Annotated in this window: 18 protein-coding genes; 10 read left to right on the plus strand and 8 right to left on the minus strand. The window is 67.0% G+C overall.

Annotated elements, in window-relative coordinates; translation table 11 throughout:
* Positions 1-31: 31 nt before the first annotated feature.
* Entirely contained in the window at positions 32-382 is a 351-nt protein-coding gene (locus tag QZT59_RS03700) for a DUF192 domain-containing protein (protein WP_290811491.1), read from the minus strand.
* 259 nt (positions 383-641) lie between these two features.
* Entirely contained in the window at positions 642-3173 is a 2532-nt protein-coding gene (locus tag QZT59_RS03705) for a methyl-accepting chemotaxis protein (RefSeq protein ID WP_290811493.1), read from the minus strand.
* Between the two features lie 216 nt (positions 3174-3389).
* Between QZT59_RS03705 and QZT59_RS03710 the strand changes: the two genes are divergently transcribed.
* Positions 3390-3938 carry a hypothetical protein gene (locus QZT59_RS03710; protein WP_290811496.1) on the plus strand — a complete coding sequence of 183 codons (549 nt, stop codon included), beginning with the start codon at positions 3390-3392 and terminating at the stop codon, positions 3936-3938.
* A 72-nt stretch (positions 3939-4010) separates the two neighbouring features.
* Here the strand turns inward: QZT59_RS03710 and QZT59_RS03715 are convergent, their stop codons facing one another.
* On the minus strand, positions 4011-4208 hold the full coding sequence (locus QZT59_RS03715) for a DUF5800 family protein (RefSeq protein ID WP_290811499.1): 198 nt from the start codon (positions 4206-4208) through the stop codon (positions 4011-4013).
* 142 nt (positions 4209-4350) lie between these two features.
* Between QZT59_RS03715 and QZT59_RS03720 the strand changes: the two genes are divergently transcribed.
* The 5 genes from QZT59_RS03720 to QZT59_RS03740 all read left to right on the plus strand — a co-directional run bounded on the left by QZT59_RS03720 (position 4351) and on the right by QZT59_RS03740 (position 9968).
* A complete protein-coding gene (locus tag QZT59_RS03720; protein WP_290811502.1) occupies positions 4351-5211 on the plus strand; it encodes a polymer-forming cytoskeletal protein in 861 nt (286 codons plus the stop codon).
* A gap of 166 nt (positions 5212-5377) precedes the next feature.
* A complete protein-coding gene (locus tag QZT59_RS03725; protein WP_290811506.1) occupies positions 5378-6241 on the plus strand; it encodes an electron transfer flavoprotein subunit beta/FixA family protein in 864 nt (287 codons plus the stop codon).
* 1 nt (position 6242) lies between these two features.
* Positions 6243-7880 (plus strand): electron transfer flavoprotein subunit alpha/FixB family protein, encoded by a 1638-nt coding sequence (locus QZT59_RS03730; protein WP_290811509.1) that lies wholly within the window; start codon positions 6243-6245, stop codon positions 7878-7880.
* Positions 7880-9574, plus strand: a complete 1695-nt coding sequence (locus QZT59_RS03735; RefSeq protein WP_290811511.1) for an FAD-dependent monooxygenase — start codon at positions 7880-7882, stop codon at positions 9572-9574. Before QZT59_RS03730 ends, QZT59_RS03735 begins: the two co-directional genes overlap by 1 nt.
* Positions 9575-9599: 25 nt before the next feature.
* Positions 9600-9968 carry a hypothetical protein gene (locus QZT59_RS03740; RefSeq protein WP_290811514.1) on the plus strand — a complete coding sequence of 123 codons (369 nt, stop codon included), beginning with the start codon at positions 9600-9602 and terminating at the stop codon, positions 9966-9968.
* 87 nt (positions 9969-10055) lie between these two features.
* On the opposite strand, the gene QZT59_RS03745 is transcribed toward QZT59_RS03740, so the two are convergent.
* The 5 genes from QZT59_RS03745 to QZT59_RS03765 form a co-directional block, all read right to left on the minus strand.
* The gene (locus QZT59_RS03745) at positions 10056-10250 is read right to left on the minus strand and encodes a cold-shock protein (protein ID WP_290811517.1); all 195 of its coding nucleotides are present in this window, start codon (positions 10248-10250) and stop codon (positions 10056-10058) included.
* 281 nt (positions 10251-10531) lie between these two features.
* Entirely contained in the window at positions 10532-10999 is a 468-nt protein-coding gene (locus tag QZT59_RS03750; protein ID WP_290811520.1) for a hypothetical protein, read from the minus strand.
* Positions 11000-11361: 362 nt separating this feature from the next.
* A complete protein-coding gene (locus tag QZT59_RS03755) occupies positions 11362-11808 on the minus strand; it encodes a UPF0179 family protein (RefSeq protein ID WP_290811523.1) in 447 nt (148 codons plus the stop codon).
* 202 nt (positions 11809-12010) lie between these two features.
* Positions 12011-12238 carry a hypothetical protein gene (locus QZT59_RS03760; RefSeq protein WP_290811526.1) on the minus strand — a complete coding sequence of 76 codons (228 nt, stop codon included), beginning with the start codon at positions 12236-12238 and terminating at the stop codon, positions 12011-12013.
* Positions 12239-12463: 225 nt separating this feature from the next.
* Entirely contained in the window at positions 12464-12862 is a 399-nt protein-coding gene (locus tag QZT59_RS03765) for a DUF5820 family protein (protein WP_290811528.1), read from the minus strand.
* 565 nt (positions 12863-13427) lie between these two features.
* Between QZT59_RS03765 and QZT59_RS03770 the strand changes: the two genes are divergently transcribed.
* Genes QZT59_RS03770 through QZT59_RS03785 form a run of 4 tightly spaced genes read left to right on the plus strand, consistent with a single transcriptional unit; the run spans position 13428 to position 21218 of the window.
* Positions 13428-15500 carry a PrkA family serine protein kinase gene (locus tag QZT59_RS03770; RefSeq protein WP_290811530.1) on the plus strand — a complete coding sequence of 691 codons (2073 nt, stop codon included), beginning with the start codon at positions 13428-13430 and terminating at the stop codon, positions 15498-15500.
* A gap of 21 nt (positions 15501-15521) precedes the next feature.
* A complete protein-coding gene (locus tag QZT59_RS03775; protein ID WP_290811533.1) occupies positions 15522-17810 on the plus strand; it encodes a PrkA family serine protein kinase in 2289 nt (762 codons plus the stop codon).
* Positions 17811-17826: 16 nt separating this feature from the next.
* Positions 17827-19149: a YeaH/YhbH family protein gene (locus QZT59_RS03780; RefSeq protein WP_290811536.1), complete on the plus strand. Its 1323-nt coding sequence runs from the start codon at positions 17827-17829 to the stop codon at positions 19147-19149.
* Between the two features lie 35 nt (positions 19150-19184).
* Positions 19185-21218 carry a SpoVR family protein gene (locus QZT59_RS03785; RefSeq protein WP_290811539.1) on the plus strand — a complete coding sequence of 678 codons (2034 nt, stop codon included), beginning with the start codon at positions 19185-19187 and terminating at the stop codon, positions 21216-21218.
* Positions 21219-21265: the final 47 nt, after the last annotated feature.

A 21265-nucleotide genomic window follows, 5' to 3' on the forward strand; every position in this document is an offset into this window, starting at 1 on the left:
ACGCCCGAATTCCCTCTCGTGGGCCGCCCCTTCACTCTGCCAATCGAAGCCGGTCCCCCGGTTCGACGTCGTCGGCCGCGCCGGCCGGAAGCTCCACGATCAGGTCGGCCCGCTCGCGGCCGAATCCGCGCCACGGTCTGAGGCGGTCGACCCGCAACACCTCCTCGTCGACCACCCAGACGACGTCGATCGAGAAGAAGACGAACAGCATGTGCACGTCCCGGCGCTCGGCGCGAGCGAACCGAAACGCGAGGGCGTAGTCGTCGGGAATCGACCGGCGAAACATCAACCCGCGGGCCTGGCTCACCAGCGAGTCCGCCGTCTCGACCGTGCTCGCCAGGATGTTCTGCGCCCCGGATTCCGGTTCGTGGACCAATCGCACGTGCAATCCTGGTCGCGCGGGTAAAATAAGCGCTCCCTCTCGAGACGGGATCGGGCGGTTCGGAATTGGACGGTGCGGGATCGGACGGTGCGGGATCGGACGGTTCGTGATCGGACGGTGCGTGATCGACCGGCGGCGGATCGGTAGCTACGGGATCGGGCGGTCGCGACGACACGGGAGTTGCCACCGACAGAAGAATCGCGAATTGCGCCACCTCCGGCGAATCCGCCGAACGCAGGTGCCGCCGTTCTAGAGCATCTCAGCTATCGAGCGTGAACGTCCGATCGTCGTCGTCCTCGTCGGACGAGTCCCAGGTAGCGCCGCCTTCGGTGATACCCGCGTTCCCGACGGCGTCGTCGGCCGCGGCATCGTCGTCGTCGGGGCCGTCCGCGCCGTCGCCGGGGCCGTCCGCGCCGTCGTCGGCCTCGAACGTGAACGTCTCCTCGGCGTCGTCCCCGACGGCCGATTCGTCGTCGGCCGGTTCCGCGTCGAGGTCGACGAACGAGTCGTCGGGGTCGGCGTCGGTGTCGAAGCGGTCGAGGGCCTCGGAGAGCGACATCGCCTGCTGGGTGAGGTCGTTGGCGGAGTTCGAGACCTCGGTCATGGCGGTGGTCTGTTCTTCGGCGGCCGCGGCGACGCTCTCGGCCTGCGAGGTCGTCTCCTCGGAGATGGTCGCCACCTCGTCGACCATGGCGACGACCTCCTGGGTGGAGGCGGCCTGCTCTTCGGTGGCGGCGGAGATCTCCTGGACGCCGTCGTTGGTCTCCTGGGCGTACTCCGCGATCTCCTCGAGCGCACCGACGGTATCGGTCACGAGTTCTCCGACGTGTTCGATCTCCTCGCTGGTGCGTTCGACCTCCTCGGCGGAGCGTTCGGTCTGATCCTGGATGCCCTCGAGGCGGTCGTCGATCTCCTCGGTCGCGGCCTTGACGTCCTGGGAGAGCTCCTTGACCTCGGCGGCGACCGCCGCGAAGCCGCCGTCGTCGTCGCCGCCGGCCGAGCGGGAGGCCTCGATGTTGGCGTTGAGCGCGAGCATGTTGGTCTGTTCGGCGATCTCGCCGACGCGCTCGACGAGGTCGTCGATCTGGTCGACCTCCTCGCGGAGCTGTTCGAACTCGGCGACGACGGCCTTTCGCTCTTCTTCGAGTTCGTCGACCGCGTCGACGGCTTCTCGAGCGGCTTCGCGACCGTCCCGTCCGGTGCGCGCCGTGCGTTCGGCGACGTCGGCGACCTGGTTGGAGGAGGCGGCGATCTGTTCGGTGGTCGTCGAGAGGTTGTTCATCTCGGAGTCGACCGACCGCAGCGAGTCGAACTGCTTGTCGGCGCCGTCGGAGATCTCCTGGACGGATTCGCTCACCTGTTCGCTGGCCGAGCGGACCTCCTCGCTGGAGGCGGTGACCTCCTCGCTGGCGGTGGCGACCTCGGTGGCGAACTGGTTCAAGTTCTCGACGGTGGCCTCGATCTCCGTGAGCATGGCGTTGAAGTCCTCGCCGATGGCGCGCATGGTCTCGTTGTCGGTGGCGTCGGGGTCCATCCGAGCGGTGAGGTCGCCGTCGGCGGCCTCTTCCATGACGCCGCAGTAGGCGGTCGCGGCCTGCTGGAGGTCGTCGTTGATGCGCTGGACGCGCTCGCGTTCCTGTTCGGCCTCGGCTCTGGCCTCTTCGGCCTCGGTGATCTGGAGTTTGAGCTCGTCGCGCATGGCGGCGAAGCCGTCGTAGAGCCGCCCGATGTTGTCGATGCGCTTGGACTCGAACTCGACGTCGAGGTTTCCTTCTTCCATCTCGGCGACCTTGCCCGTCAGCCGGTCGATCGACGTCGCCGTGTTCCGGCCGATCACTGCGCCGATGAGTCCGATGAGGAGCACGCCTGCGAGGGTCGCGTACATCCCGTACTGGCTCACGGTGTTGACGAATCCGAACGCGTCGTCGGTCGACGTGTGCGAGAGGACCGTCCAGCCCATCTCCGTGGAGTGGTGGGCGCCGATGTACTCGCCCTCGGAGAAGTCGTACGGACTGTCGAGGATCACCTGGCTCGCCGGACCGTCGTAGACGGCTGCGCCGGAGTGATCGGCGTCCTCGCCGCCGAGGGCATCCGCGAGGAAGCCGTCGGAGTCCTCGTATTCGGCGAGGAACGAGCCGTGACCGTGACCGAAGCCCGGCTGACGGGAGTCGGCGACGATCTCGCCGGCCTCGTTGACGACGACGGTCGCGCCCGTTCCGCCGATGTCGTGACCGTAATCGGCGAGATCCACGGTAACGATCAGGGCGTACTCGCCGCCGATACCGGCGTAGTAGGCCATGACCGGCTGGCGCTCGTCCGGATCGTCGTCGCTCCAGTAGGCGTCGGTCCGCTGGACCTGCGATTGGGTGAAGCTGATTTCGTCTTCGTCGGGGAAGTTAACGTCGTCGAGGGAGCTCGCGTTCTCGCGCGTCGAGGCGGCGAACTCGCCCGTATCGGCCGCGACGAGGTGCACCCCCTCGACGTCTCCTTCGAGGCCGTTTACGTACCCCCGGATGCGCTCTTCGTCGTCGATCTCGGCGATGGCCCCCGCGACGTCGGAGGTCATCCGCGCGTTCTGGTCGTTCCAGTCGTCGAGCGCGGAGGCCTCCTGGGCGGCGAGGATTTCCTGATCTTCGAGCGTGCTGTTCTCGACGCTGTCGGCGATCATCGTCGTCCCCAGAAACCCGATGAGTCCAACCGAGAGACCGAGCACCAGGAGGGCGATCCCGAATTTGAGCGCGTAACTGCGTCGAATTGCCGGCGGCACCAGTTTGCGTAAATGATCTATCATTTCTTCCCCCGTATATGGCAAGTAGAGGCGTGTTCGGGTACGAAAGTGTTGTGGCCGACTGACTCTCTCGATTACGAGACGGAGTGACGTGAAATCGCCACCCGCTGTCGACGACATCCGTAGTAAGACGGGTGTCCGCCCCGCTCGATCGACGGAACCGTCCGATCCGCGGAGCGAGATGTTCAAATCCGTTCCGACCGAACCGGACGCCGAACGATGGAGAAGACTCCCCGTGGAACGTCCGTCGGCGTCGACGATCCGTACGAGTTCGTCGGCCGGTGCGACCACCTCACGGACGACGGGCGCTGTCGATACGCCGTCGAGCGCCCGGCGCGCGACCCGGCGTTCGCTCGCGAACGAGCGGCCGAGGAGTACGCCTGCGTCGCCGAAGCCCCCGACGCCGATCCGACGAGGCCGACCGCCTTCGACTGGGAGGAGTGTCCCCACTTTCGGTGTCGAAACCGAGATCGCGAGTGCGTCCGCTGCGGACTCGAGGAGAAGCGGATCGCGCACTCGAGCGAACGGCCGCTGCTCGAAGAGCACCACCTCTCGTATCCCGACGCGGGCGACGACGAACTCTCCCACGAGATCACGGTTTACCTCTGCCGGTGGTGTCACGCCAGGATCCACGGCTCGTGGGCGCGGATCGACGACGACGTGGCCCCGGATCCGGAAGCGCTCGCGGCGCTGGAAGCGCGCCGGAGCCGGGAGCTCGACGAACTCGGGTTCGAGTCGGCGGCCGATCGGTTCGCCGACGACGGATAGCGCTCGTCGCTCGCGCCGCCGGAGTGGTGACTCCGGAGGTGGTCGGATCGAACCGTCGGCGGTCCACCCTCGTCAGTCCAGAATATCTCCGACGCGCCGCGGCTCGCCGGCGAGATCCGGGTGTTCGGCCACGATCTTGAGCACCTCGTGGTCGGTGACGTCGGGGTAGGGCTTGCCGATCGCCTCCTCGACGAGATCCCGTTCGAGCCGGAACTCGGTTCCCTCGTAGACCACGTCGACACCGTCGTCGTCGAACGCGAGCGTCGTCATGCGACCGGATATGCGACGGCCCTTCAAAAGCGAGTCGACTCGGATCGTCGTCGGGGGCGCCGGGAATCGTTCGTCGTCGGCGTCTGCCGCGCGTCAGACGCTCGCGTCGGGTTTATTAGCCGCCGTCCCTCTCGGTGTGAGTGTGGCGTTCAGCAGGGATCCCCTCGACGAACTCGTCGTTCCCGACGGCACGGAGGCCCAAGAGCGCGACCTCGTGACCGACGGCGACGTGCTGGTCGGCGGGCGCTCGACGGTAGAGTTCGGCGTCCGCGGCCGAAACGTGCTCGCCGGCGAGGGGGCGGAGTTCGGCGGCGGAATCGAGGCGTCGGGCGACTGTCGGCTCGACATGTGGTGTGACGTCGCGGAGAGCGTCCTCGTGGGCGAGGACGCCTACCTCGGCGAACGCGCCCACGTCGGCGGCGAACTGAAAGTCGCCGGGGACCTCGACATCGGCGACGACGTCGACATCGAGGAGGGGTTCGAGGCCAACGGCTGGATCGTCATCCGCAACCCGATGCCGACGATCGTCCTCCTCTTCGTCTACCTCAAGCACCTCCTGGTGGTCGGCGAGGAGGACGCCGCCCAGCGGCTGATCGACGAGGTGGTCGACGCCGACGAGCGGACGACGACCGAGACCGACCCCCTGGTCGTCCCGGCGAACGCGACGGTCAGCGACGACGCCTGGCGCGTCTCGACGCCGGCTCGGATCGGCGACGACTGCCGGCTCCACGGCAACGTCCGCGCCGAGACGGTCGCGGTCGGCGTCGACACGGAGATATTCGGCAGCCTGCGGGCGCGCGGCGACATCACGGTCGGTCCCGATACGACGATCCACGGCGACGTGACGACTCGGGACGGCTCGGTCGCGCTGGACGAGGACGTTCGCGTGCTCGGCGATCTCTCCTGTTCGGACCTCGAACTCGGCGCCGACGCGGCGGTCGACGGGACGATGCGGGCGACGGGCGAGATCACGATGGAGACCGATCCGCGCGACGAGGAGTAGTCGTCGCGAGCGACCGGCGAGGAGAACACCCCGGCCAGGACCCGCTCCGAACTGACGGCGACCTGTCGCGAGCCCCGATTTTCACCCCCGCATCTTATTACGGCCTCCTTCGATAGTGAAAGCCGAGCATGGGACGAGAGACCACGGACCGTCTGCGGGGTGAACCGTGCGATCGGTAGTGCTGACGAAAGGCGTCCCCGACTTCAGCGAGGGGGCCGTCTCCTTCAACGAGGAGGGCCACCTGGAGCGCGGGAAGACGCCGACGGTGATGAACCCGAACGACAAGTTCGCGCTCGAAGCGGCCCTGCAGACCAGGGTCCGCCACGGCGGCCACGTCAGCGTGATGAGTATGGGCCCGCCAGGCTACAAGGAGGTCCTGGGGGAGGCGATGGAGTCGGTCTACGCCGACGACCTGTACCTGCTGTCCGATCGCGAGTGCGCCGCGGCCGACACCTGGGCGACGGCGATCACGATCTCCGCCGCGCTCGAAAAGTACCAGGAGGAGGTCGGCGAGATCGACCTGTTGTTCGCCGGCTTCAAGACCGCCGACGGGGAGACCGGCCACACCGGTCCGCAGACCGCGTGGGCGATGGACTGGCCGATGGTCACCCACGCCCTGGCGCTCGACATCGAACCCGACGACGGGTCGGTGCGAGCCAAGCGCCTCGTCGAGGGAGACGTCGACGAGATCGAGACCGTCGAGGCGCCCACGCCGTGCCTGATCGTGGCCGACCCGGAGTTCGAACCGACCTACCGGACGGCCACCCACCGGCTCGAACACAAGCGGCTCAGGGCGGAGACCGAAGCGCGCGCCGAGGGCTACGAGGATCACCTGACGACCTGGGATCACCAGGACATGAACCTCGATCCCGACTACATCGGCCTCGACGGCTCGCCGACGATCGTCTCGTCGGTCGATCCGATCCCGAAGGCGCCCTCCGAACGCGAAGCGACGATGATCGAAGCCGACGATCCCGAGGGACTGTCCCGGGTCGTCGACGAACTGACCCCGTACGCCGGAGGTGACTGAGATGGGTATCGATCCGGAGGAGTACACGGTCGACGAGCTGACCGAGGAACTGGATACCGTAGACGACGTCGAGGAGCTGACGTCCATCCTCGAGGCCGAGCGCGCCGGTAGCGACCGAAAGACCGCCAGGGAGGCGATCGAACGTCGGCGACGCGCCCTCGATCCGAGCGACGGCGAGTCCGACGGCGTCGAAGACGGCACGGAGACCGAAGGCGAGTACGAGGAGACGCGAGAGACGGTCGGCGAGGACGCCGACGCTGACGAGGGGCAAGCCGACGCGGACGAACCGGAAGACGACGAGGTCGACGCGGGTGAGGAAGGCGCGGAAGACGAAGGCGACGAGGCGGAAGCGGACGAGGACGAAGATGACGACGAGGCGGAAGCCGATGAGGAGGAAGAAGACGACGGCCTCTCGCATCCGACCCGCGATAAGAAACACGTCCGGGCGCTCCAGGGTGGCCACTACGAGGACATGTGGGTCTTCTGTGAGACCCAGCAGGGAGAACTGCTCGACGTCTCGAAGGAGATGCTGGGGAAAGCCCGCGAGCTGATGGACACGTACGCCGAGGACTACGGGGACGACGAGCGCGTGGTCGCCTGGGTGATCGGCGACGAGTGCGAGTCGCTCGCCGAGGAGGCGATCGCCTACGGCGCGGACGTCGCGGTCTTCCACGAGGACGAGCGACTCGAGCGCTTCCTCAACAAGCCGTTCACGGAGATCTCGGCGCACATGGCCCGGGGCGAGGGGACCGTCGAGAGCACCGACTGGCGCGAGTACGACGAGCCGCGCTACATCCTGTTCCCGGCGACGAACAACGGCCGGGACCTGTCGGCGACGGTCCAGGCGGAGCTCGATTCGGGGCTCGCGTCGGACTGCTCCGACCTGTTCATCGAGGCAGAAAAGATCTCGAACCCGGTAAAGACGGGCGTCCCGGGCGAAAAGAAGGTGTTCGATCGAATCCTTCACATGAAGCGCCCGGACTTCTCCGGCTTCGAGTACTCGACGATCCTCTGCATCGACAATCCCGACCGGGACTTCCACCCGCAGGGGGCGTCCGTGATCCCGGGGACGTTCGACGTGCCGGAACCCGACTACGATCGCGACGGGCTGGTCGTCGAACACGACATGGAACTCGAGGACGACTGGTTCTCCGTCGAGGTCACGGAACACGACACGCTCGACGAGGGCGTCGATCTCACGGGACACGAGGTGGTCGTCTGTCTCGGTCGCGGCATCGGCGACGATCCGACCGAGGGAATCGAACTCGGACTCGACCTCGCGGACGCCTTCGACGACGCCGCGTTCGGCATCACCCGCGGGATCGTCACGTCGTCCTACCAGTTCGACGGACACGTCGAAGAGTACACCAAAGAGGAGCGCCAGATCGGCGAGACCGGCCAGGTCGTCGCGCCGGCGCTCTACATCGCCGCGGGCGTCTCCGGCGCCGTCCAGCACAAGGTCGGGATGGACGAGTCAGACACGATCGTCGCGATCAACACCGATACGGACGCCCGCATTCGGGACTTCTCGGACTACTTCATCGAGGGCGACCTCTTCGAAGTGTTGCCGCAGCTCACCGAAGCCGTGACGGCCGGCGAGTTGCAGGTAGAGGCCGTCGCGGACGGAGGTGAGAACTGATGACGACCGACGACGCGAGTGCGGACGGCGAGTACGAACACTACGAGGCGGTCGTGGTCGGCTGCGGGCCCGGCGGAGCGGCCGCCGCCGCCCGCCTGGCCGACCACGGCGTGGAGACGCTCGTCCTCGAACGCGGGGTCGAGGCCGGCTCGAAGAACGTCTCCGGCGGGCTGATCTACGCGGAGGAGTCCGCGCCGTACGTCATCGACGACCTCTTCGAGGGCTTCCGGCAGGAGGCGGCCGAGCGCCCGGTGACCGACTACCACATCCACAACGTCGCCGGCAACAAGGTCGAGACGTTCGACCTCACCGACCTCCACGAGCACGACACCGACTGGTGCGACGCGGTGTTGCGCCGGAAGATGGACTCCTGGCTCGAAGCCCGGGTTCACGAGAAGACCAGCGAGACCGGCGGCGGCGTCCTGACGGACGTCCGCGTCAACGGTCTCCTCCGCGAGAACGGTCGCATCGTCGGCGTCACCTGCGACGAGCTCGACCCGATCACGGCCGACGTGATCGTGGCGGCCGACGGCGTCAACTCCGAGCTGGCCCGCGACGCCGGGCTGATGGACTGGGAGGATCCCGGCGACTGGTTCCAGGGCGTCAAGGCCGTCGTCGAGATGGACCCGGACGTCATCGACGACCGGTTCGACGTCGGCCCGGACGAGGGCGTCGCGCACCTCTTCTCGGGAGACCTCTTCGAGGACGTCCGCGGCGGCGGTTTCCTCTACACGAACGAGTCGTCGCTGTCGATCGGGACCGTCTTCCACCTCGACAGCCTCGTCGAAGAGCGGGCCGAACCCCACCAGCTGCTTGACGCGCTGTTGACCCACCCGCTGCTGGCGCAGTGGCTCGGCGACGAGTACCGCGAGCGCGAGTACAGCGCGAAGCTGGTGCCGGACTCGAAGAAGGTCGCCCACCCCGAACCCTACCGCGACCGCCTGCTGCTCGTCGGCGACGCGGCCGGCCAGATGCAGGCCCAGGGTCCGATCATCAAGGGGATGAACCACGCGGTGACGGCGGGGGCCCTGGCGGCCGACGCGTTCGCCAGCGCTCGCGGAACCGGCGATCCGGAGGCGGCCGGTCGCAGTTACGCCGACATGCTCGAGAAGTCGGGCACGATGGGCAAGCTCAGACCGCGACGGTACCGCGCGGCGCGCGTTCTCGGCGAGCGAAACCTCGTCACGACGGTCGCCGACGGCGTGCTCAGGTCGCCGGTCGGCGCGGTCGCCGTCGGCAACCGCGTGTCCAAGCGGCTGCTGAAGCGCGCGTACAACTCCCCGTTCATGGTCGGCATGCTGCCGGACACGCGGACGGGCTACGTCACCCTCCCGTCGGTGATCGGCGAGCACCACGGCCGGTCGATCAACTGGGAGAACGAGGTAGAGCCGCCGACCCTCGAGGAACGCATCGGCGACCTCACCTACGACACCGACGTCGGCAACCCACACATCCGGCTGCTCGACGAGTCCTACGAGGCCAGCGGCGCGGCGGTCGCGGCGTGTCCGGTCAGCGCGGAGGACTTCGGCGGCGGCTGTTACCGCTCCGAACTGGTCGAGACGAACGGCGACGAGGAGCGGCTTGTCAGCCTCGACACCCAGCCCTGCGTCGAGTGCGGGACCTGCGCCGTCGTCGCCGAGACGGACTGGGAGCACCCCCGCGGCGGCAAGGGCGTCGAGTACAAGGAGGGCTGATCCTCGGGGTGCCGGGGACGCCGTCATGAGCGAGTACGGCCCGCAGATCGCGGCACTGGCCCGGCGGGCCGAGCGGGACCGCGAGCGGCTGTGCCGGAACCCGGAGGCCGCCGCGCCGGAGGCCGCGAACCGCTACCTCCGCGAGGGCGTCGGCGAGGCCGTCGGCGTCTACGTCGACGGGCGAACCGGCGGCCGCATGGTCCGGTTCTCTCCGGCGGAATTCGCCGCCCTGGAGCGGGCGATGAACGACTGGCTCGAGTGCTACGCGCGGTGTCACGGGGTGGAGCTCGACGCCGAGTTCACGCTTCGCGAGGCGGCGGAGTTGCTACTGGAGACGCGAAACGTCCACGACGTCGGCCGGTTGCTGACCGGCGTCCCGCCGCGGCCCGGCTGAATCGTCGGGCGCCGCCGCTCCGCTCGGTGCGTGTCGTCGGTCGAAAAATGCGAATCGAAGTGTCCGGTGAAACTGCCGTCGGCCGCTTTACAGGCGCGTGACGTTGGTCGCCCGGGGGCCCTTGGGGGCCTGTTCGATGCTGAATTCGATCTCTGTGCCTTCTTCGAGGTCCGGACCGCCAACGTCTTCCATGTGGAAGAAAACGTCATCGTCCGCGTCGTCCGTCGAAATGAAACCGTAGCCGCCAGTGTCGTTGAAGAAATCAACGTTGCCTTTCGCCATTGCTTCTAAAGGGAGTGGTGGTACATTGATAAGGGTTCCGAGACGTCGCTTCCCGTGGGGACGAGACCCACGACGGCGTGACGTCTCCGGGTTTCTCGCCACGAGCGTCTCGCGAGCGTCGGTCGGGGGAGTCGGCCGGGATCCGCGGACGATCGTCGCCCGACTCTTCCTTGAGCGGGTCGAACTGCCGTCCCGTGCGCGTCCGTCGCGGTTCTCGAACCGGCTGTCGAACGTCGAACACTCGCCGAGGGGTCGGAGCAAACGGGATCGGGCACCAGCGTTCAGTCGGCTGCAGGGCCGGCGACGGTCCCACCGGCGTCACCAGCGACGGCGTCGTCGACCGCATCGAGCACCTGATGCGCGTAGAAGGCGACGGAGAAATCCTGGGGGCTCGGGATCGCACAGGCCAGCCAGCCGAGGGCCAGCGCGGCGCCGATCGGCGCGTCGCCGGTCGGGGGGTGACCGGCGGCGACCAGCGCGAAGACGGGTACCGAAAGGGAAAGTGGGGCGAGCGCGGCGGCTCTGAGGAGCCACGCCGGCTCTCGCCCGGTCGGGTTCGGGCGGACGACCGCCCACGGGCAGCTCGCGAGACGGCCGAGGGGGCGACCGTCGCTGCCCGGGAAGAACGTCACCGCGTAGTCGATACCGCCCGCGCGAAGCACCGCGGCGTGACACCCTTCGTGGGCGAGAAGCCCGGCGGTCACGCCGAGGGCGAGCGCGCAGACGGTCAAGGAGGGTTCCACGAGCATCGTTCGCGCGAGCCGCAACGGGTAGCCAGGGTGTCCGAAGAGCGTCCCGACTCGCGCGATTCGATAGTGGATACCGGATCGGGAAACGGAGCCCGGTTTATCAGTTGCCCGTTTAAGTGGGGTCGGGGACTCGGCCGCGATCTGCTCCCGCGCGCGGCGTCCGATACGCGGGTTGGGATGGTAATCGGTCTGGCGCCAGAGCGCTTCCGCTCGGGTCGGTTCCGGAGGTTCGGCCTGGCGGTCACCCGTCGAACGGCTGGGACCGGGCGGCGACCGTCGCTCTTCGCGGTCGACGTGTCTCAGCGAGCGGTCGGCGGTAGTCTTCGGGGTCGCGGTCGACGTGTCTCAGCGAGCGGTCGGTGTCACCCCTCTGGATCGAGGTCGACGTGCGTCAGCGAGCGGTCGAGGTGACAGACCTCGTGGGGCGGATCGCCCCGGATGCCCGTGATGCGATACTCCCCGTCGAGGTCGATCCCATCGGGCTCGCAGTAGGCGTGACTGGGGCACTCGACGTAGGGGCACGGGCCGGCGAGCGTGGCCTTGCTACCGGCGAAGGAGGCTTTCGAGGGGACGTTCGCGCGAACCGTGACCGGTTCGACCTCGACCGCACGGACGCCCCGGTCGTGGAGCGCACACTCCAGCAACTGGGCGTTCTCGCGGACGTCGGTCACGCGGTAGCGTCGCCCGTCCTCGAGGTTGAGACACTGGTTACGGTAGGGACAGCCCGCACAGGCGTCCGCCTCGCCCTCGTAGACGAACTCCGTGCCGGGCTCGGCGAGCCGGTCGCCGATCAGCGAGACGGTTGGCATGGTCGTTAGTTCTCGGCCCGGCGGGTTAAGCCCCCCGGGCGAACGCGTCGGTTTCGCCGGGTCGAACTTCGCGGTCGAGTCCCCGAACTCGGCGAGCCGGCCGAGGTTCCGGTCTCGCTGCGCGAGGACCGCGTGGAGACGAATCGGCCGACATTTCGGGGTCTCCGCGGTGTGAGACGGGCTGATCGTGGGGAGCCGCTCCTCACGCGACGCGGGTCGCGGGCGAGGCGAGGAGGCCCCAGCCGAACAGCAAGACGCCGACGAAGAGGCCGAGGACGCCCACCGGCGGGAACGCCAGCAGCGCCGGGACGCTCAGCCCGAGCAGTATCGCGGCGACGTCCTTCGCCGTCCCGGCCGGGTCGTACCCGCACTCGGGACAGGGCTCGGCGTCGCGAGCGATCTGCTCGTCGCACCGTCGGCAGGCGAACATCGGTCGCGTTCACCTCGTCGGTCGCGCCTCTTGAGCGTCCCGTTCGTCGCGTCGCCGAACCGGCTCACGTCGAGGTCGGCCGAGGTCGACGTACTCGCGCCGGTCGCGCGATCCCTCAGCGGGTGTCGAACGCCGTCCGACCGGTCGAGAAGCTGCCGTCCGGATCGGTCGTCTTCCACCCGTCCGATCAGTTCCGTCCGGATCGGTCGTCTCCCACCCGTCCGATCAGTTCCGGCCGGTCAGTTCGTCGAGGCGCTCGAAGTACTCCTCGCGCGGGACCTGGTACGCCGCCCGATAGTCGATCTGTCCGGCCGCGAACTCGGCGAGCAACTCGCGTGCGTACTCGTCGGCCGCGGCGCGGTCGTCGAAGCGCCGGACCTCGCCGACGTGGACGTCCGGCTCCAGGTAGAGCGTCACGAACCAGTCGGCGACCGTCGTGGCGTCGTTCGGGTTTCGACCCGGGCGTCGGGTGCGCGCCCCGTGGGTGACGTAGCAGACCGGAAGGCAGGCCGCGGGGAACGAGGATCCGTCGAAGACGTCCGGGCGGTACGCGTAGACGGTTCGCCCGTCGTCCTCGTCGGCCCAGACGACCCACCCGTCGGCGAGGGTACCCTCCGATGTCATGGGGGAACCTGGACGGGCCGCGCCTAAATCGTCGCCGATCGAGCGCCGCGTCTCGGTGTGGTCCGAGCGAGCGCGCCAGTCTCGACCGGCGAATGCAGGCGCGGGCGTTAAGTTCGTCGTGGCGAACGACCACCTGGCGCGAAAGTACCGCGTTCAGTTCCCGGCAAACCGCTCCGGAAAGATATTCGGGTAAATATCTTTTGGGGCTATAGTTAAGTGGCTGGATTACTACCACATTAAACACTATCGGTATCCGTTTGCCAACTCGGTGCCGCTCGTCAACCCCGCTCCCGCGGCCGCCACGGTTCGCAGGGATCCCGAGCGGTAGTGATTCCACGATGGGACGAGAGGCGACCGCCGCTCGTGACCGTTCGCACCCGCGACGAGAGCCCGATCGTCGGCTGATCGAGGTGGCGTCACCCGGTGGCACGCCGGCGGATACCGAAGCCGGCGCCGCGATACCGCGGCGCCACGACGCCGGGGCGGAGCCGCCCGCCGCCCGACTTCGGCCCCGCGGTGTGGTGACCAACGCGATCGACGGGGACCGAATCCCTGCAGTGATACCATGACCGGTGACACCGAGACGCTCGAGAAACTGAGTACCGATTACAAAGAGTCGATGCCCGAGGACCTTCGGGAGACCAAGCCCTTCAGCTGGTACCTCGAGACCGCCTACGCCGATCCGAAGATCGCCCGCAACGCCCACCAGCGCGTCGCGGACATGTTCGATTACTACGGCACGGCCTACGACGAGACGGAGGGGGTCGTCGAGTACCTGCTGGCCTCGGAGGATCCGTTGAACGACGGGGAGAACACCTTCTACGGGACGGTGATCCACCAGTCGATTCACGAGTTCGTCAACAAGGTCAAGTCGGGCGCCCGTCGTCTCGGCCCGGAACGCCGGATCAAGCTCCTCCTCGGCCCCGTCGGCTCCGGCAAGTCCCACTTCGACAAGCAGGTTCGTCGGTACTTCGAGGACTACACGCTCCGCGAGGAGGGGCGGATGTACACGTTCCGGTGGACGAACCTCTGTGACGTGATCAAGGATCAGGACCCCGCAGACGACGTCGTCAGGTCGCCGATGAACCAGGACCCGCTCGTCCTCTTACCGCTCGAGCAGCGCCAGTCGGTGATCGACGACCTCAACGAGCGTCTCGACGCGCCGTACACGATCCAGAACGAGCAGAGTCTCGACCCCGAGAGCGAGTTCTACATGGACCGGCTGCTGGCGTATTACGAGGACGACCTCCAGGACGTCCTCGAGAACCACGTCGAGATCGTCCGGCTGGTCGCCGACGAGAACAAACGGCAGTGCCTGGAGACGTTCGAGCCCAAAGACAAGAAGAACCAGGACGAGACCGAACTCACCGGCGACGTCAACTACTCGAAGATCGCCATCTACGGCGAGTCCGATCCGCGCGCGTTCGACTACTCGGGGGCGTTCTGTAACGCCAACCGCGGGGTCTTCTCGGGCGAGGAGCTGCTCAAACTCCAGCGGGAGTTCCTCTACGACTTTCTGCACGCGACCCAGGAGATGACGATCAAGCCGAAGAACAACCCGCGGATCGACATCGACCAGGTCATCGTCGGGCGGACGAACATGCCCGAGTACAAGGACAAGAAGGGCGACGAGAAGATGGAGGCGTTCAACGACCGCACCAAGCGGATCGACTTCCCGTACGTCCTCTCCTACGAGGACGAGGCGATGATCTACGAGAAGATGCTGAACAACGCCGACGTCCCCGACATCGACGTCGAACCGCACACGCTCGAGATGGCGGGGCTGTTCGGCGTGTTGACCCGGATCGAAGAGCCGGACACGGAGACCGTCGATCTCCTCTCGAAGGCGAAGGCGTACAACGGCGAGATCGACGAGGGCGACGACATCGACGTGAAGAAGCTCGAGGACGAGGCCGCCGCCAAAGCCGAGATCGGCGAGGGGATGGTCGGCGTCTCGCCGCGCTTCATCGGCGACGAGATCGCCGAGGCGATCATGGACTCGAAGCACAGATCTCGCGGCTTCCTCTCGCCGCTGACGGTGTTCAACTTCTTCGAGGAGAACCTCGAACACCACGGCTCGATCCCGGAGGAGAACTTCGAGAAGTACTACCGCTACCTCGAGACGGTGCGCGAAGAGTACAAAGAGCGCGCCATCGAGGACGTCCGGCACGCGCTGGCCTACGACATCGACGAGATCCAGCGCCAGGGCGAGAAGTACATGGACCACGTGATGGCCTACATCGACGACGCGACCGTCGAGGACGAACTCACGGGGCGCGAGCAAGAGCCCGACGAGACGTTCCTGCGCTCGGTCGAGGAGAAACTCGACGTACCCGAGGATCGGAAAGACGACTTCCGCCAGGAGGTCTCGAACTGGGTCTCGCGGCGCGCCCGCGAGGGCGAGGCGTTCAATCCGCAGGACAACGAGCGGCTCCGCCGCGCGCTCGAGCGCAAGCTCTGGGAGGATAAAAAGCACAACATCAACTTCTCGGCGCTGGTCAGCGCCGGCGAGATCGACGACGACGAGCGTTCCTCGTGGATCTCCGCGCTGATGGAACAGGGCTACTCCGAGGCGGGCGCGAAGGAGGTCCTCGAGTTCGCCGGCGCCGAGGTCGCGAAAGCCGAGATCGAGGACTAGCATGAGCCGGAACCGACCACCATGAGCCGGGGAACCGACTACGTCCGCGACGCCGACCGCACCCTGGAGGAGACCTACGAGGAGCCGATGGCGCTGTCGGAGTACGTCGACCGGATCTTCGAGAACCCGAAGGTCGCCTCCCACGCCTCCAAGTACCTGCTCGAGGCGATCGAGGCCGCCGGCACGCGGACCGTCGTCGAGGAGGGCGAGGAGGCACAGCGGTACCGCTTCTTCGACGACCCGCACAACGACGGCGAGCACGCGATCCTCGGCAACACGGAGGTCCTCAACGAGTTCGTCGACGACCTCCGCTCGATCGCGGCCGGCCGCGGCAAGGACGAGAAGATCATCTGGTTCGAGGGGCCGACGGCGACGGGAAAGTCGGAGCTCAAACGCTGTCTGGTCAACGGCCTCCGGGAGTACTCGAAGACGCCCGAGGGCCGTCGCTACACGGTCGAGTGGAACATCCAGACGGCGAGCGCCGACGAGCGCGGGCTGAGCTACGGCGTCGACCCCACGGCGGGCGACGACGAGCACTGGTACGAGAGTCCGGTTCAGGCGCACCCGCTGTCGGTGTTCCCCGAGCCCGTTCGCGAGGAACTGCTCGCCGAGCTCAACGCCGAGATCGACGATCACGTCCCGATCACGGTCGACTCCCGGCTCGACCCGTTTTCCCGGGAGGCCTACGACTACCTCGAGGAGCAGTACCGCCAGCAGGGAACGGAGTCGCTGTTCTCGGCGATCACCGACGTGAACCACGTCCGGGTGAAAAACTACGTCGTCGACGTCGGCCAGGGCGTCGGCGTCCTCCACTCCGAGGACGACGGCCCGCCGAAAGAGCGCCTCGTCGGCTCCTGGATGCACGGGATGCTCCAGGAACTCGACTCCCGCGGACGCAAGAATCCGCAGGCGTTCAGCTACGACGGCGTCCTCTCGCAGGGCAACGGCGTGCTCACCATCGTCGAGGACGCCGCCCAGCACGCCGATCTGCTCCAGAAGCTACTGAACGTCCCGGACGAACAGTCCGTCAAGCTCGACAAGGGAATCGGGATGGACGTCGACTCGCAGCTGCTGATCATCTCGAACCCCGACCTCGAGGCCCAGCTCAACCAGCACTCGGATCGCAACGGGATGGATCCGCTGAAGGCGCTGAAGCGTCGGCTGGACAAACACCAGTTCGGCTACCTGACGAATCTGTCGCTCGAGACGGAGCTGATCCGACGCGAGCTGACCAACGAGACCGAGGTCTGGACCGCGGAGTCCTACGACGAGCTCGAGTCGAAGATCCGGAAACCGCTCACGGTGACGGTCAAAGACGCCGACGGCGAGCTACGGGACCGCGAGCTGGCGCCCCACGCCGTCGAGGCGGCGGCGCTGTACGCCGTCGTTACGCGCCTCGCCGAGGAGGACCTCCCGTCGGGGCTCGATCTCGTCGACAAGGCGCTGATCTTCGATCAGGGATACCTTCAGGAGGGCGACACCCGCCGGGAGAAAGACGAGTTCGAGTTCGACGACGACGCGCTGAACGGCGTCCACGGCATCCCCGTGACGTACACGCGGGACGTCCTGGCCGAACTGCTCCAGACCGAGCGCGATCGCCACCACGCCGAGCTCCCGGTCGGGGACGTCGTGATGCCGCGGGACGTGCTGAACGCGATGGCCGACGGACTCGGCGAGGCGCCGGTGTTCTCGACCGGCGAACAGTCCGAGTTCGAGGCCAGGGTAGTCCCGGTGAAGAACTACGTCTACGACCGCCAGGAGGGAGACGTCGTCGAGGCGATCATGCACGAAAAGCGCGTCGACGAGGCGACCGTCGCGGAGTACGTCGAGCACGTCTACGCCTGGGAGATCGGCGAGACACTCACGAACGAGCGCGGCGAGGAGGTCGAACCGGACCCGCTGAAGATGAAGATCTTCGAGGTCGAGCACCTCGGCCGGTTCGACGAGACCGACTACGACGGGGACCGCCCCGCCGAGATCGTCCGGGAGTTCCGCCGCGAGAAGGTGATCACCGCGCTCAATCGCTACGCGTGGGAGCACCGCGACGAGGACTTCTCGGCCGACGACGTCGACCTCACCGCGATCCCGGTGATCAAGTCCGTCCTCGAGAGCCACGACTGGGACGACGTCCGCCGGACCTTCGAGGACTTCGACCCGCGCCAGTGGGACGACCCGCCGAGCGGAACCGAGACGGAGCGGGTCAAAGCGGCCACGATCGAGACGCTGATCGACGAGTACGGCTACTCCGAGGCGTCGGCCGAACTGACCAGCAGACACGTCATGAGCCAGGTGAGTTACCGATGGGACTGACGAGCGAGGTGCGAACATGGGACTGAAAGACGACCTCGACCGATTCCACGAGGTGGGCGAGGCCCGCCGCGAGGATCTCGCCGAGTTCATCCAGTACGGCGACCTGGGCAGGAGCCGTCCCGGCGAGATCAAGATTCCCGTCAAGATCGTCTCCCTCCCGGAGTTCGCCTACGACCAGCGCGACCAGGGTGGCGTCGGCCAGGGCGACGGTGAGACGCCCGACGTCGGCCAACCCGTCGGCCCGCCCCAGCCCCAGCCCGGCGACGGCGACGAGGACGGCGAGCCTGGAGAGGAGGGCGGCGAGCACGAGTACTACGAGATGGACCCCGAGGAGTTCGCACAGGAGCTCGACGAGGAGCTCGGGCTCGACCTCGATCCCAAGGGAAAGAAGGTGATCGAAGAGAAGGAAGGTCCCTACACGGATCTGACCCGCTCCGGCCCGGACAGCACGCTCGACTTCGAGCGGATGTTCAAGGAGGGCCTCAAGCGGAAGCTCGCGATGGACTTCGACGAGGAGTTCCTCCGCGAACTCTGCAAGGTCGAGGGCATCTCGGCCCGGGAGGTCTTCGAGTGGGCGCGCGGCGAGAACCTGCCCGTCTCGATGGCCTGGGTCGAGGAGGCTCACCGGGAGACGGCGGACGACCGCGGGGAGTGGTCCTCCATCGGGGAGGTCGAGGCGAACGTCGAGCGCGAGTCCGTCCAGCAGAAGATCCGCCGCGAGGGGATCAAGCACGTCCCCTTCCGCCGCGAGGACGAGCGGTACCGCTACCCGGAGATCATCGAGGAGAAAGAGAAGAACGTCGTGGTCGTCAACATCCGCGACGTCTCCGGCTCGATGCGCGAGAAGAAACGCGAGCTGGTCGAGCGGACCTTCACGCCGCTGGACTGGTACCTGACGGGAAAGTACGACAACGCGGAGTTCGTCTACATCGCCCACGACGCCGACGCCTGGGAGGTCGAGCGCGAGGAGTTCTTCGGCATCCGGTCGGGCGGCGGGACGAAGATCTCGAGCGCCTACGAGCTCGCGAACGAACTGCTCGAGGAGTACCCCTGGAGCGACTGGAACCGCTACGTGTTCGCGGCGGGGGACTCCGAGAACTCCTCGAACGACACGAGCGAGCGCGTGATCCCCCTGATGGAGGATATCGACGCGAACCTCCACGCATACGTCGAGACCCAGCCGAGCGGCAACGCGATCAACGCCACCCACGCCGAGGAGTTAGAGAAGCACTTCGGCCGGGACGCCGACGACGTCGCGGTGGCGTACGTCAACGGCGAGGAGGACGTGACCGACGCGATCTACGAGATCCTCAGCACCGAGGGTGATGCCGATGAGTGACCGAACTGCGGCCGCGAGCGACCGAGGTGATTCCCGTGAGTAATTCGGACAGATTCCGCAAACAGGCGATCGCCGCGGACCTCGAGGAGCCGGTCGAGGAGGCGCGCAACCTCGCCGAGAAGCTCGGTCTCGAGCCGTACCCCGTCAACTACTGGATCGTCGACTACGACGAGATGAACGAGCTCATCGCCTACGGCGGGTTCCAGAGCCGCTATCCGCACTGGCGCTGGGGGATGCAGTACGACCGCCAGCAAAAGCAGGGACGGTACACGGGGAGCAAGGCGTTCGAGATCGTCAACAACGACAATCCGTCCCACGCCTTCCTCCAGGAGTCGAACGCGGTGGCCGACCAGAAGGCGGTCATCACTCACGTCGAGGCCCACGCCGATTTCTTCGCGAAGAACGAGTGGTTCGGCCTCTTCACCGCGGGACGCGCCGAGGAGGACGAGGTCGACGCGGCGGCGATGCTCGAGCGCCACGCGCGGGCGATCGACGAGTACATGTCGGACTCGGACATCGACCGCGCCGAGGTCGAGAAGTGGATCGATCACGCGCTCACGCTCGAGGACAACATCGACCAGCACCGCGTCTTCCAGCGACGGCTCGAACTCGACGGCGAGCCGATCGAACTCGACGAGGACCTCAACGAGAAACTCGACGAACTCGGCCTCTCCGACGAGGTGAAAGGCGAGGTATTCGACGACGAGTGGCTCGAGAAAGTCACCGCGGAAGACGGCCCCGCGAACTTCCCCGAGAACCCGGAGAAGGACGTCCTCGCGTTCGTCCGCGAGTACGGCAAGCGCTTCGACGAAGAGGCGGGCAAGGCCGCCGAGATGGAAGAGTGGCAGCGGGACGTCCTCGACATGATGCGCGCCGAGGCGTACTACTTCGCCGCCCAGAAGATGACGAAGGTGATGAACGAAGGGTGGGCCGCCTACTGGGAGTCGGCGATGATGAGCGGCGAGGCGTTCGCCGGCGACGACGAGTTCCTCAACTACGCCGACCACATGGCGAAGGTGCTCGCCTCCCCCGGTCTGAACCCGTACAGTCTCGGGCTCCAGCTCTGGCAGTACATCGAGAACACGACGAACCGGCGGGAGGTGCTCGAACACCTCCTGCGGGTCGAAGGGATCTCCTGGCGCAACCTGACCGAGGTCGTCGACTTCGATGACGTCCTCGAGCGACTGGAACCGCCCGCGGAGATCGACACGATCACGCCGGAATCGGTCGGCGAGCTCGCTGACGCGGTCGACGCCGGGGACGTCCCCGAGGAGTGGGTCGACGCGGAGGCGCTCGAGGCGGCACTGGAGGGCGAGATCGACGTCGCGACGTACCCGTGGAAGGTCCTGACCTACGAGGGGTTGGCCCGACGCCACTACTCGCTGGTCGAGCGCCAGCACCGCGGGTTCCTCCCGCGGGTGAACCAGAACGAACTCGAGCGGATCGGCCGCTACCTCTTCGACGACGCCCGCTACGAGAGCGTCGAGGAGGCCCTCGAGCAGGTCGACTTCGCCGCCGGCTGGGACCGAATGTTCGACGTCCGCGAGAGTCACAACGACGTGACGTTCCTGGACGAGTTCCTCACCCAGGAGTTCATCCGTCAGAACGACTACTTCACCTACGAGTACTCGCGGGCGACGGGGCAACACCACGTGGCCAGCACGGACGCCGAGGACGTCAAGAAGAAGCTGCTGTTGCAGTTCACCAACTTCGGCAAGCCGACGATCGCCGTCTACGACGGCAACTACAACAACGCCAACGAACTCTTGCTCGGCCACGAGTACAACGGCGTCATGCTCGACGTCGGGCAGGCGACGGAGGTCCTGAAGCGAATCTTCGAGCTCTGGGGTCGGCCGGTGAACCTGCTGACGATCGTCAAGGAGGTCGACGACCACGACGTGGAGGTCGCCAAGCGTCGCAACCGCGAGCCGGAACCCGTCGAGGTCGGCAAGTGGATCCGCTACGACGGCGACGAGATCACGATCGAGGACGTTCCCTGGGAGGAGGTCGAGCACCTCGCCGCCGAGGACGTCGACTACGACACGAAACCCGACGACTGGCTGGCCTGAGCCGATCGACGCGGGGTAGGCGATCCGGTACCAGGGCGGGCGATCAC

This window comes from Halovivax sp. (genome assembly GCA_007119345.1).
In the GTDB taxonomy this organism is placed as follows: domain Archaea; phylum Halobacteriota; class Halobacteria; order Halobacteriales; family Natrialbaceae; genus Halovivax.

What these genes read in the sequence shown, in the direction of transcription:
- QZT59_RS03705 (WP_290811493.1), bottom strand. Translation starts at nt 3,173, where the DNA reads ATGATAGATCATTTACGCAAACTGGTGCCGCCGGCAATTCGACGCAGT.
- QZT59_RS03710 (WP_290811496.1), top strand. Translation starts at nt 3,390, where the DNA reads ATGGAGAAGACTCCCCGTGGAACGTCCGTCGGCGTCGACGATCCGTAC.
- QZT59_RS03715 (WP_290811499.1), bottom strand. Translation starts at nt 4,208, where the DNA reads ATGACGACGCTCGCGTTCGACGACGACGGTGTCGACGTGGTCTACGAG.
- QZT59_RS03730 (WP_290811509.1), top strand. Translation starts at nt 6,243, where the DNA reads ATGGGTATCGATCCGGAGGAGTACACGGTCGACGAGCTGACCGAGGAA.
- QZT59_RS03735 (WP_290811511.1), top strand. Translation starts at nt 7,880, where the DNA reads ATGACGACCGACGACGCGAGTGCGGACGGCGAGTACGAACACTACGAG.
- QZT59_RS03740 (WP_290811514.1), top strand. Translation starts at nt 9,600, where the DNA reads ATGAGCGAGTACGGCCCGCAGATCGCGGCACTGGCCCGGCGGGCCGAG.
- QZT59_RS03745 (WP_290811517.1), bottom strand. Translation starts at nt 10,250, where the DNA reads ATGGCGAAAGGCAACGTTGATTTCTTCAACGACACTGGCGGCTACGGT.
- QZT59_RS03750 (WP_290811520.1), bottom strand. Translation starts at nt 10,999, where the DNA reads ATGCTCGTGGAACCCTCCTTGACCGTCTGCGCGCTCGCCCTCGGCGTG.
- QZT59_RS03755 (WP_290811523.1), bottom strand. Translation starts at nt 11,808, where the DNA reads ATGCCAACCGTCTCGCTGATCGGCGACCGGCTCGCCGAGCCCGGCACG.
- QZT59_RS03760 (WP_290811526.1), bottom strand. Translation starts at nt 12,238, where the DNA reads ATGTTCGCCTGCCGACGGTGCGACGAGCAGATCGCTCGCGACGCCGAG.
- QZT59_RS03765 (WP_290811528.1), bottom strand. Translation starts at nt 12,862, where the DNA reads ATGACATCGGAGGGTACCCTCGCCGACGGGTGGGTCGTCTGGGCCGAC.
- QZT59_RS03770 (WP_290811530.1), top strand. Translation starts at nt 13,428, where the DNA reads ATGACCGGTGACACCGAGACGCTCGAGAAACTGAGTACCGATTACAAA.
- QZT59_RS03775 (WP_290811533.1), top strand. Translation starts at nt 15,522, where the DNA reads ATGAGCCGGGGAACCGACTACGTCCGCGACGCCGACCGCACCCTGGAG.
- QZT59_RS03780 (WP_290811536.1), top strand. Translation starts at nt 17,827, where the DNA reads ATGGGACTGAAAGACGACCTCGACCGATTCCACGAGGTGGGCGAGGCC.